General features: G+C 35.2%; 13 protein-coding genes. All 13 read right to left on the reverse strand.

Features of this window, described 5'->3' with window-relative positions:
• Positions 1 to 76: 76 nt before the first annotated feature.
• Entirely contained in the window at positions 77 to 1,447 is a 1,371-nt protein-coding gene (locus CI949_RS03605) for a deoxyribodipyrimidine photo-lyase (RefSeq protein WP_290763073.1), read from the reverse strand.
• Positions 1,441 to 2,256 carry a mechanosensitive ion channel family protein gene (locus CI949_RS03610; protein WP_290763075.1) on the reverse strand — a complete coding sequence of 272 codons (816 nt, stop codon included), beginning with the start codon at positions 2,254 to 2,256 and terminating at the stop codon, positions 1,441 to 1,443. Before CI949_RS03610 ends, CI949_RS03605 begins: the two co-directional genes overlap by 7 nt.
• A gap of 228 nt (positions 2,257 to 2,484) precedes the next feature.
• On the reverse strand, positions 2,485 to 2,784 hold the full coding sequence (locus CI949_RS03615; protein WP_108139668.1) for an HU family DNA-binding protein: 300 nt from the start codon (positions 2,782 to 2,784) through the stop codon (positions 2,485 to 2,487).
• A gap of 105 nt (positions 2,785 to 2,889) precedes the next feature.
• Positions 2,890 to 3,921, reverse strand: coding sequence for an NAD(P)H-dependent glycerol-3-phosphate dehydrogenase (locus CI949_RS03620; protein WP_290763078.1), 1,032 nt, complete (start codon positions 3,919 to 3,921; stop codon positions 2,890 to 2,892).
• Complete coding sequence (gene plsY, locus CI949_RS03625) at positions 3,921 to 4,538, reverse strand: glycerol-3-phosphate 1-O-acyltransferase PlsY (protein WP_290763079.1); 618 nt, start codon at positions 4,536 to 4,538, stop codon at positions 3,921 to 3,923. Before plsY ends, CI949_RS03620 begins: the two co-directional genes overlap by 1 nt.
• Positions 4,539 to 4,547: 9 nt before the next feature.
• Complete coding sequence (gene der, locus CI949_RS03630) at positions 4,548 to 5,864, reverse strand: ribosome biogenesis GTPase Der (RefSeq protein WP_290763080.1); 1,317 nt, start codon at positions 5,862 to 5,864, stop codon at positions 4,548 to 4,550.
• Positions 5,857 to 7,158: a DUF512 domain-containing protein gene (locus CI949_RS03635; RefSeq protein WP_290763081.1), complete on the reverse strand. Its 1,302-nt coding sequence runs from the start codon at positions 7,156 to 7,158 to the stop codon at positions 5,857 to 5,859. Before CI949_RS03635 ends, der begins: the two co-directional genes overlap by 8 nt.
• A 111-nt stretch (positions 7,159 to 7,269) precedes the next feature.
• Entirely contained in the window at positions 7,270 to 9,504 is a 2,235-nt protein-coding gene (locus CI949_RS03640; protein ID WP_290763082.1) for a bifunctional 4-hydroxy-3-methylbut-2-enyl diphosphate reductase/30S ribosomal protein S1, read from the reverse strand.
• A 147-nt stretch (positions 9,505 to 9,651) separates the two neighbouring features.
• Positions 9,652 to 10,245, reverse strand: a complete 594-nt coding sequence (locus CI949_RS03645) for a 1-acyl-sn-glycerol-3-phosphate acyltransferase (RefSeq protein ID WP_290763083.1) — start codon at positions 10,243 to 10,245, stop codon at positions 9,652 to 9,654.
• Positions 10,242 to 10,901, reverse strand: coding sequence for a (d)CMP kinase (gene cmk, locus CI949_RS03650; RefSeq protein WP_290763085.1), 660 nt, complete (start codon positions 10,899 to 10,901; stop codon positions 10,242 to 10,244). Before cmk ends, CI949_RS03645 begins: the two co-directional genes overlap by 4 nt.
• 28 nt (positions 10,902 to 10,929) lie before the next feature.
• Positions 10,930 to 11,286 carry a chorismate mutase gene (gene aroH / locus CI949_RS03655; RefSeq protein WP_108139683.1) on the reverse strand — a complete coding sequence of 119 codons (357 nt, stop codon included), beginning with the start codon at positions 11,284 to 11,286 and terminating at the stop codon, positions 10,930 to 10,932.
• A 19-nt stretch (positions 11,287 to 11,305) separates the two neighbouring features.
• Positions 11,306 to 12,019 (reverse strand): ribonuclease III, encoded by a 714-nt coding sequence (rnc, locus tag CI949_RS03660; protein ID WP_290763087.1) that lies wholly within the window; start codon positions 12,017 to 12,019, stop codon positions 11,306 to 11,308.
• Between the two features lie 75 nt (positions 12,020 to 12,094).
• On the reverse strand, positions 12,095 to 12,304 hold the full coding sequence (locus CI949_RS03665; protein WP_290763089.1) for an acyl carrier protein: 210 nt from the start codon (positions 12,302 to 12,304) through the stop codon (positions 12,095 to 12,097).
• Positions 12,305 to 12,308: the final 4 nt, after the last annotated feature.

The following is a 12,308-nucleotide window of genomic DNA, read 5'->3' on the forward strand; positions in this document are numbered from 1 at the left end:
TCCAAATTTATAATTTAAAAATCTTCTTCATTATTAATTATTCAACAATAGTTACTAATATCCTGCTTTTTACAGCTTAATTATCTGATTTTAGATTATTAATTTTTTCTAAATATTTATCCATCTTAAATTTTCTTTCCAGTCCCCTGGAATTCATATATCTTACTTTTCCAAAAATATCTCTTTCCGTCCAGGCGCGATCATGTTTAGAAAATACCCAGGCTACTCCGGCATAACTGTTTGGATCCCTTCCGTCGAGTGAATATTTATTATTCAGCTTTAAAGCCCCTTGATAGGCCTCTTCTGGATCAGCGGTCCACTCCAGAATTTTTTTGCCCCAGTACATCCGCATATAATTATGCATCTTTCCGGTAATTACCATTTCCTTTTGAGCAGCATTCCAGTATTGATCATGGGTTTCTGCCCTTTCAAGTTCCTGATAATCGTAAATATATTCTCTCTGATCATCCTGATGTTCCATCAGCGACTGATAAGCCCAGTCACTTAAAATATCCTTTAAACCGCCGTCATAGTTTTTATTATAGTAGACAAAGTTAAATGAAAGCTCCCTGCGGACAATTAACTCTTCTAAAAAGGGCTCAGCATCATCTTTAGAATTGATTGCTGCCAGCCCTACCTCCTGAGCTGATATCTGGCCAAAATGCAGATAGGGGCTTAAATCAGATTGATAGTTAAGGTGGGGAATATTTCTTTTTTCCTCATAATCATTTAATTTATGCTGAATAAAATCATCCAGTTTTTTTCTAGCTTCCCGGTAACCACCTTTAAAGTAGTCACTATAAGATTTTTTTTGCTCAAAGTTCATTTTTCCCAAATAACTATCCAGATCAGTAACTAATTCTAACTCATTATTTTTTATTTTTATCTCAGTTTTATTCTGCAGTTTTTCCCGCTGATATTCTACTAAATAATCAGCTCGAATTTTATTAATCTTTTTTCGGATTGTATAGGCTGCATACTCTTCTTTTTCACTCACTTCTGCTACCGGGCAGACTAAATTGCTTTCCACCAGATAAAAAGGTACAGAGATCCTCTCAGCAGCCTTTTCTTTCCACTGACGCAGATGTTTAAGGTAAACTTTTTCGCTGACAACTAAAGATGCGGCTTCAACAATTTTTTCTATATCATCAATTTGATGATAATCAAAGAGATAAAAGTTAATATCTTTATTAGCTAAGTTGGCTTTTATTTCTTTTAAGCCCTCAATCATAAATTTAAAATGTCCAAATTCTGCTTCTGGAAAATCTGAATTTAATAAGAAAAATATTAAAAGAGGCTGATTTAATTGATTTGCTCTTTCAACTGCATACCCCAGAGCCTGATTATATTCCAGGCGCTGAGATGACTGCATCCAGTAAGCAACAAATTCTTTTTTCTTTAATTCAGCCTCATTAATTTTTTCTATTCTATTTTCTTTAACTAACACAGTTTTGTACCCTGATCAAAGTGAACATCCAGCTGTGGGTATGGTATGCCAATCCCTGCTTCATCAAAGGCATCTTTAACATCTTCATGCATGTCAAAATAAACATCCCAGTAATCAGGACCCTTAACCCAGACTTTACAGGCTATATTAACTGAACTGCCTGCATGTTCGGTAACTCGAATTAATGGCTCCGGATCATCCAGAATAAGTTCATGTTTATCAGCAAGCTCTTTTAAAAGAGTAATTGCCTCATGAAAATCATCATCATATCCTATACCAAAGGTTAAATCAACTCTTCTTTTATCCATTGCAGAAAAATTTGTTACACTGCTATTGGAAATATTGCTGTTTGGAATCATAATCTTTTTATTATCAAAGGTAGTCATGATAGTATATAAAATCTGTATTTCCTGTACTTTCCCTTTGTGACCAGCTACCTCAATTGTATCACCGGCAGTAAATGGTCTAAAAATTAATAGTAAAACACCGCCTGCAAAATTAGATAAACTACCCTGTAACGCAAGACCAACTGCAAAAGAAGCTGCACCAAGTACCGCTACAAAAGAAGTTACTTCAATCCCAATTGTAGAAGCTATAGAAATAAGTAAGAGAATCATTAAAACAGTTTTTGTTATAGACATAAAAAAACTGGTTAATGTTCTATCAAATCTGCCCTGAACATTTTTTTCCAGAACTTTAATAATAAATTTAATTACCCATAAACCAACTAATAAAAATACAATGGCTAATAACAATTTCATTCCGTAATTTGCAACTATCGATTGTAAACCACCTGTAATTTGATCCATATCATTTCCCCCTTCAATCTTGTTATAATAAAATAAAATTTATCTAGCTTACTATATTAATTTCTAGTTAAATACTTACATTCCTGCAAAAGATTAAAATTATTTAGTTATGATATGAAATAAAAAAGTCCTTATTCATAATTTCTTAAAAATCAGGAATAAGGACTTTTAGGATAGAAAAAAAGAAGAACCGGAAATTTCCGGTCCCTCAATAAGTAATATTATTTCTTAAACATCAACTGTTTCTTTAAAAGACTTACCACTTCTAAATACAGGCACTTTACGTGCTGGAATCTGAATCTCTTCCCCAGTTTGAGGGTTACGTCCTTTTCTGGCACTTCTATCTTTTACTTCAAAAGTACCAAAACCGATTAATTGAACATTATCACGCTTATCTTCTGCTTTCTTAGCTTCAGATTTTAAGTGGTTCATGATAGTATCAATTGTTTCGTTAACAACTTCCCCTGTATCTTTTTTAGTGACACCTGTTTTTTCTGCAACGGCATCAATAAGTTCATTCTTAGTCATGGAAATTCACCCCCTTTTAAAACTAAAACTTTTTGCTGTCATTATTTATTATTCTCGCTATAACAGCGATTTCCTGCTTAATTAAAGAAAAAATTTATAATTTTTCTAGATTTTCCATAAAGAATTATCTACAGCTGATTCCATTTCGTGTTTTTTGCTCCTCAACATCAGCTCTTCAACTGCCTGGTAAGGATCTTTGCTTTCAAATAAAACCTGATAAACCTCTTCAGTAATAGGCATTTCTAAATCTATATCTTCTGAGTTTAACCACCTATAAATTGCTCTGGCAGTTTTAACTCCCTCCACAACCTGATTAATCTTTTCCTTTGCTTCTAAAAGAGTTTTCCCCTTACCAATTTCAATTCCAAAACGGCGGTTGCGGCTGTGCATACTGGTGCAGGTAACTACAAGATCGCCCATACCCGACAGGCCAACCAGCGTTAAGTCACTGGCACCATGATAGTCAACAAAACGGCTCATTTCATTTAAACCCCTGGTAATTAAAGCAGCACGAGTATTATCACCAAAATCAAGACCGTCACAGATCCCACTGGCCACAGCAATTACATTCTTTAAGACTCCACCCAGTTCTACCCCTTTAATATCAGGGTTAGTGTAGACTCTAAAATTTTTAGACATAAATAAATCCTGAACTCTTTCAGCTGCATCTTTACTATGGGCTGCCGAAACTATCGCTGTTGGCAGTTTTTCCATAACTTCTTCTGCATGGGTTGGTCCAGAAAGAACAACTACATTCTCAAAACCAGCTTCTTTTATCATTTGCGAGTTAGTTTTAAAAGTTATTTCGTCAATTCCCTTGGCAGTAGAAACCACTATTGTCTCAGGACTGATAAGATTTTTTAGTTCTGCTAATATATCAGTTAAAGCCTGTGTTGGTACTGAAATCACTACTAGATCTGTACTCTCCAGACTCGCTTTTAGATTACTGAAAGCTCTCAATTTACTATTCAGCTTATATTCAGGAAAATATTTAAAATTTTTCTGTTCCTGATTAATTGAATCAACAACTTTCTGATCTCTGGCGTAAATGCTTACTTCTTCACCATTTTCAGCCAGCAGATTAGCCAGAGCAGTACCCCAGCTCCCGGCACCAATTACTGTAATTTTTGAACTCATTACTCTTTACCACTCTTCCCCAGTTTTTCTGGGTCCATTCTATTTTCTTCACCTTTTAAAAGCCGCTTTATATTTTCACGGTGAGTATACATTACAAAAAGTGATAATAAGGCTGCAAAAAATACGTGCTTCCCCTCAAAAGAGCTAAAATAAAGTGTCAAAGGGAGTGACATCGAACCAATAATTGAGCCCAGAGATACATAGCGGGTTGTAAATACCAGCAGAATCCAGATTACAGCATAGATTAAAAAGGCAAGTGGATATAAGCGCAGAATTACACCAAAGGTTGTAGCAACCCCCTTACCACCGGAAAAGCCAAGAAAAATTGACCAGTCATGACCGGCAATGGCAGCAACAGCAACAAATAAAATGGCTGTTGAAAGGCTGCTTCCGAGAATCATCTGTCCGACCATAACTCCTAAATATCCTTTTAATATATCAAAAACTGCAACTAAAACACCGGCTTTTATGCCCATTACTCTAGCAACATTTGTAGCTCCAATATTTCCACTACCATATTCTCTAACATCTTTTTTCATTACATATTTTGTTAATAAAAAACCGGATGGTATTGACCCGATTAGATAACTTAATAATATCGCAATAAATACCTGCATGATAACCTCCTAGTTTCTCTGCTTTAATTTAAAGTTCATTGGATTTCCAACATAACCAAAGGCTTCTCTGAGTACATTTTCCAGATATCTCTGATAGGCAAAATGCATTAAATTAGGATCATTGACAAAGAAAACAAAAGTTGGAGGTTTTACACCAACCTGACTGCCGTAATAAATTTTCAGCCTTTTTCCTTTTCTGCTTGGCGGCTCACGCAGCTGTACTGCTTCGGATATAACCTCATTTAAAATTCCAGTTTTTACCCTAAGATTACTCTGATCAACTACAAATTCAAGCAGCGATAAAAGCTCATCTATCCTCTCACCTGTTAGAGCAGAAATATAAGTCACCGGCACATAATTTAAAAACTTTAATTGATAATAAACTTCGTCTGTATAACGCTCCATAGTTTTAGAGTCTTTTTCCATCAGATCCCATTTATTAATTGCAATAACCATTGCCTTACCCTCATCATGAGCATAACCGGCAATTTTTTTATCCTGATCTGTTACACCTTCCTGGGCATCAATCATCATTAAAACTGCATCAGCCCGATCAACTGACCTCAGTGCTCTCAGATTACTGTAATATTCTACATCTTCTTTAACCTTTGACTTTCTTCTCAGACCGGCTGTATCAATAAAATTGAACTGAATATCCTTCCATTCAATTAAAGTATCAACTGCATCTCTGGTTGTTCCCGGCATATCACTGACAATAACTCTTTCTTTGCCAATCAAATGATTAACCAGACTTGATTTCCCAACATTTGGTTTACCAATTACTGCAATATTGATCTGATCATTATCACTGTCTTCTACTTCACTTTCCGGCAGTTTAGCAGTTACTTCTTCCATTAGCTCACCAGTATTTTTACCATGCTCGGCTGAAATTAAAACTGGATCACCGAAACCAAGAGAATAAAATTCCCAGCCGATTTCTTCCTGATTAGAAAAATCTTCAACTTTATTTACTACTAAAATGACTTCTTTGTTAGTCCTGTATAGAAGTTGAGCAATATCTTCATCAACACCGGTCATTCCTGTTCTGGAATCAACAACAAATAAGATAAGATCTGCTTCTTCCATTGCCAGTTCAGCCTGATATTTAATTTGATTTTTAATTTTATCATTATCATGCATAACTATGCCACCGGTATCAATAACATTAAACTTTTTGCCGAGCCACTCTGTTTCTCCATAAATTCTATCCCGAGTAACATTGGGCTCTCCTTCTACTATGGCTCTTCGTCCACCGACTAATCTATTAAAAAGTGTGGACTTGCCAACATTTGGTCTACCTACAATTGCAACTGTAGACTTAGCCATTCTTGATCACCTCCATAAATTGATTAATATCATTTACAAACTCTATTTTGTATTCAGATAATTCTTCTAAAAACTCTTCTTTTTTTACATCATCCAGAAATTTCATCTGATCATTTAAAACAACTTCAGGTATAAAAATATTATCATACTTATCTGCCCTTATCTGTTTAATCTTAGCTTTTAAATCTTGCGCAGTTAAAAGACCGGTAACAGTTACAGTTTTACCAAAAAACTCATTTTCAACCACTAAAAATTCAGCTTCAAGATTAGTAATTCTTTTTAATTGCTCAGAAAATTTATTTAAAGCTTTTTCCCCCAGAACAGAAGTTATTACTGCAATCTTTTTTTCTCTTTCAAGAGTTTCTGGAAATTTGACTGCCTTTATTTCCTCATTAATTAAAGCTGTTAAGCCGATTCCGTTTTCTAACTGAGGAAATCCATTATATTTTTCAACAGCTGGAATTTCAGTATCAGTACTCAAGTAAAATTCATCTGCTGCATAAATTAGATTTTCGCCAAATTTATTTTTTGCCTGCTGCTGCCAGTAACTGATCCGTTTTAATGAATCCTTCATTTCTTTTTCAGTCAGAGTTCTCAGCTCAGCCAGGCCTTCTCGATATTTGGTTAGCCCAACTGGTACTATACCAATCGATAACAGCTGCGGATAAAATTCTAAAAGTTCTTTTAAGGTTCTATCCAGTTCTTTTTGATCATTATAACCCGGACAGAGAACTATCTGGGTATGAAACTGAATATTATTTTTTTGAAATAATCTAAGCAGTCTATTAATTTCAGCCGCTTTTGGGTTCTTCATCATTTCAACCCTTAGTTCAGGATTCGTTGTATGAACTGAAATATTCAGCGGGCTCAGGTTTTTTTCAATTATTCTTTTTATCTCTTTTTTGTCAAGATTTGTCAGAGTTACAAAACTACCCTGTAAAAAAGAAAAACGATAGTCATCATCCATCTGATTTAAACTATTCCGCATTTTTTTGGGCTGCTGTTTAACAAAGCAAAAAATACAGTTATTTTTACACTGTTTTAAGCCATCAAATACAATTTCTTTAAATTCAATGCCCAGTTCCTCTCCAGGCATCCGCTGAAGCTCAATCTCTTTTCTTAAACCGGCTTCAGTCTCGATTTCCAGTTCAATTACTGGTTCAGAAATTTGATATAAATAATCTATATAATCATTTATTTTTTGACCATTAATGGTGATTATTTTATCATTTGAATTCAAACCTGCTTTAGCAGCGGTAGAATTTTCAATAACCTCTTCTATTTTAACCATCATCCTTCTACCTCCTGTAAGCTTGATAATATCACATTTGTTCTGTTTAGGCAATAATCTGCAGTAAGCATAAAAAAACCCGCCGCCCATAATGGACAGCGGGTGCTTTTTTAATTATTCACCCTGGTCAAAAATATCTCCAACAATTTCTCTAATAGTAGCTCCACCAGATGATGAATTATCATCACTGCTGCTCTGTGAACTACTGCTGCTGCCTTTACTTGATCTTTGAGAACTGCTGCTGGACTTTTCTTTAGGCTCAGGCTTTTCTTCTAATTCTTTTAAGCTTAAACCTACTCTTTCCTGGTCAGCATCAATATTAATAATTTTGGCTTCTCTAACATCACCAACATTAACTACTTCATCAGCAGTTTTAACATGCTTGTGTGATAACTGAGAAATATGAATTAAGCCTTCAATACCTTTTTCAACTTCCATAAAGGCACCAAAATCAACCAGTTTAGTAATTTTACCTTCAACAACTTCTCCTTCATAGTGCTTTTCAGCAAATTCTTCCCATGGATCGGGCAGTAACTGCTTTAAGCCAAGAGAAATTCTCTCTTCTTCTTTATTAACTCCAAGTACCTGAACTTCAACTTTTTCGCCTTCAGAAAGAACTTCAGCTGGGCTTTCAATTCTTCCCCAGGACATTTCTGAAATATGAAGTAAACCTTCAATTCCACCCAGGTCAATAAAAGCACCAAAATCAACCAGTTTAGTAACAGTACCTTCTACAGTCTGTCCTTCTTCTAAGCTAGCTAAAGTTTCTTCTTTTTTGGCTGCTCTTTCTTTTTCTAATACTTTTTTAGCAGAAAGAACAACATTATTATTATCTCTTTCAACTTCAATTACCTTTAAGCGTAATGTTTCTCCAACATAATCGCTTAAGTCATCAACATAGCCAATTGCTACATGAGAAGCAGGGATAAATCCTCTTACTCCAACATCTACAACTAAGCCACCTTTAACTTCTTTGGTAACTTCAGCTTCAATGACTTCATCATTTTCATATGCTTCAACAATCTTTTCCCAGGCTTTTTCATAGTCAGCCTGCTTTTTAGATAAAATCATATTTCCTTCATCATCTTCTAAAGTTAAGATAACTACTTCAATTTCTTCGTCCATGCTTACAATATCATGAGCATCTTCAACAGGACGATGACTTAAATGGCGTAATGGAATAAATCCATCTGTTTTATAATTTACATCAACATAAACACCATTGTCATTAATTTCAACTACAGTACCAGTAACCTTCTGACCTTTTCTTAAATCAGCAATATCATTATCGCTATATTTAAATTCGGCCTCTTCCTGAGTTTCAGCTTCTTCCTCTGCATCTACTTCCGCAGATTCTTCAGCTTCCTCATTGTTATCAGCCTCTTTTTCCTCTGTAGTTTCTTCAGTCTCTTCTGTTGTTTCCTCTACCTCTTCTACTGTCTCTTCTACAACCTGCTCTTCTTTTTCCTCTACGTTCTCAGTTGACTCAACATTTACTTCTTTGTTTTCTTCGTTCATTAACTGAATAACCTCCCTTATTAACCAGTCTGGAGTCGATGCTCCAGCTGTAATTCCAACTTTATTTTTTCCAGACAGCCACTCTTTTTCAATTTCAGCGGCTGTTTCTATATGATAAGTAGGGGTGTTTGTGGCTGCACAAATTTCTGCCAGCCTGGTAGTATTAGCACTATTATGACCCCCTATTACAAACATGATATCTGCATCCTCAGCCAATTTTTTTGCCGAAGATTGACGTACATCTGTAGTATTACAAATAGTGTTAAAAACTTTTAACTCTTTAACTTCTGTGATTACTAAATTAATAATATCCCGAAAAGACTCAGGAGATTTTGTTGTTTGAGCCACAAAACCTACTTTAGCTTTTAGCTCAACAGATTTTAAATCCTCTTTTTCTCTGATTATAATTGCTTTTTTATCACTTGCCCCATAAATGCCCTGAACTTCTGGGTGATCCTGATCACCATAAATAAAGGTTTGATAGCCTTCATCTACCAGCTGTCTGGCATATTTTTGAGCATTTTTAACATAAGGACAGGTAGCATCTATAATCTTAAGATTTTTTTCTCTTGCCTGCTCAATGATTTCTGGTGCTACTCCATGTGAACGGATAATAACTATCCCAGAATCTATCTCGGCAAGTGAAGAGGCAACTTTAACATTTTTTTCTTCCAACTTTTTAACAACCTGTGGATTGTGAATTAGTGGTCCCAGTGTATAAACATTTAAATCATCATTTTCACTGGCAGCTTCCAGAACCATATCTATAGCTCTTTCTACACCAAAACAAAATCCAGCCTCTTCTGCTGTAATAACCTCCAGAACCTTCACCTCCTTCCAGCACAACACCAACAGTTGAACAGTGCACCCTGAAAATAAACAGGGTACCTCTTAAACTTTTTTCTCTATCAATCTCTAAAATCCTTCTTTAAATCCAAAAAAATTTAAAAAAGAAGCAAAAAACTTCTGCATTGACCTTTATTCTTGATAATTTAGCTCTTTTTGAATTCTGGCTTTAATAAATTGAGCGGCCTCTTTTCGCTCTTCTTTACTCAGCCTTTTTTGAGCAAATTGTTCTAAACCAAAAGGTTTTCCGATATTTACTGTAATTCTACCATCCTTTTTAACATTTTTAATTCCAACTGGTAAAACCGGAGCCCCACTTTTAATAGCCAGCATAACTGAACCGGCTTTAGGGTTCCCAAGTTTTCCTTCAGGACGTCTGGTTCCCTCAGGGAAAAGACCAAGCACCTCTCCATTTTTAATAACAGAGAGCGACTTTTTGACGGCAGTAATGTCATTTGTACTGCGGTCAACTGGAAAAGCATCTGCTAAAAATAAGACAAATCTTAAAATCTGGTTTTCAAACAATTCCTTTTTGGCCATAAACCTCACTGGCCTTGAAAAAATAGCTGCCAGCAGGGGAGGATCATAAGCACTGATATGATTTGACATAATGATTACTCCACCCTGATCTGGTAGATTTTCTCTGCCATTTATCTTAATTCTAAAAAATATTTTAAAGATGGCAAGGAGCAGCAGTCTAATAATCTGATAGATAATTTTTTTCACTGTACTTCACCTTCAATAATTTCTATCATTTTAGCAAGTACCTCGTCAATAGATAAATTGATTGTGTCCACCAAAACAGCATCTTCTGCTTTTTTTAGTGGTGAATGTTCACGCTCACTATCCATTTTATCTCTGCGAGCAATGCTTTCTTTTATTTTTTCAAAATCTGCATCTTTATTTTTGGACCTGACTTCCTGATATCTTCTTCTGGCTCTTTCCTCTAAAGATGCTGTCAAAAAGAATTTATGGTCTGCTTCAGGTAAAACAACCGTAGTAATATCACGCCCATCCATAACAACCTTGTTGTTCTGAGCAAGCTGCTGCTGTTTTTTCACTAAAACATCCCGCACTCCTTTAACTGCAGCTGTCTGAGAAACATGTTTATTAACCTCTGCTTTTCTAATTTCTTCACTCACATTTTCTCCATCAAGTAAAATTTCTCCTTTTTGATCAAAACTGATATCTATTTTTCTAGCAAGCTCTATCAGCTTCTCCTGCTGATTAAAATCAATATCTTCCCGCAGAGCAGCCAGAGTTACAGCTCTATACATGGCACCAGTATCAAGATGCAGATAATTTAATTTTTGGGCCAGCAGCCTGGCAATTGTACTTTTACCTGCTCCACCTGGACCATCAATTGCTACTACATTTTCCATTTAGATCTCAACACCTTTATAGTTATATTTATTTAACTAAATCAGGCCTCAGTTTTTCAGCTTTTCTTAAATATTGATGTTTTACCTGACTTTTTTCTCTATTCCCATCAACATGCACTAATAATCTTATCATTTTTTGACTACTATTTTCAACCTTCATTTCCTGCATACATAAAATAGGGGTTAAATCATAGCCAATTTCTCTTAATGCTTTACCGGGATAAACCTTTGTTAGATCGTCAGTTGTTGTAGTAATGATACTAATTAAATCTTCTTTTTTAAGCTGATTTGCCTGGATCAGATTCTGCATTACTTCTTTAGTTGCAGCCAAAATATCTTCTTCAGTATTTTTTTCAACACTGATTGCTCCTCTTATTGCATACAATGTCTCATCCCCCTGTTAACTAATCAAGTTTATTTAATTTATCTAAAGCAACTTTTGCTGCTTCCTGCTCAGCTTCCTTTTTACTTGACCCCTGCCCGGAACCAAGATTATCTTCATTTAATTTTACAGCAACTATAAAAGTCTTATTGTGATCAGGACCTTCTTCATCAACCACTTCATATTCCGGTCTGTGATTGCCATTTTCCTGGATCACTTCCTGCAGCATTGTTTTATAATCCTGAATATGATTTCCCTCTGCCACATTTATAATATCGATTTTAAGCAGCTCAAGTATAAAATCTGCTGCTGCTGTAAAACCCTGGTCAAGATATAAAGCACCAAAAATTGCTTCCATAGTATCTGCTAAAATTGAATCTCTTTCTCTACCACCTGTCATTTCTTCTCCTTTACCCAAGAAAAGGAACTGTCCGAGTTCAATTCTTTTGGCAACTTCTGCTAATATTGGGGCACTTACAATAACTGCCCGCATTTTTGCCAGCTCTCCTTCTGGTAAATCAGAAAACTTATTGAATATATAAGTGCTGACCGAAAGGCTTAAAACAGAATCTCCCAAAAACTCTAAACGTTCATTGTCCTTAATATTAAGACGCCTGTTTTCATTGGGGTATGACTTGTGGGTTAAAGCTCTCTGGATTAACAACTTATTATTAAATTCCAGTTTTAGACTCTTTTCAAATTCTTTAATTTTTCTCTGATTAAACAATTTTCCCATTAATATCTCACCATCCATTAAAATAAATAAAAGGGATGAAAACTCCACAGAGGGAGCTTCATCCTTAAATATTGTTTAAAGAATATCTTCTAAATAACTTACAGCATCCTCTACTGTGCGAATGTCTTCTGCATCTTCATCAGGGATTTCTACATCAAATTCTTCTTCAAATGCCATTACTAATTCTACCACATCTAAAGAATCTGCTCCAAGATCTTCTATAAATGAAGAGTCTTCAGTAACTTCATCTCTGTCAACTGCTAATTCTTCTGCTACAATATCAATAACT

The sequence above is a fragment of the Halanaerobium sp. genome (genome assembly GCF_003070835.1).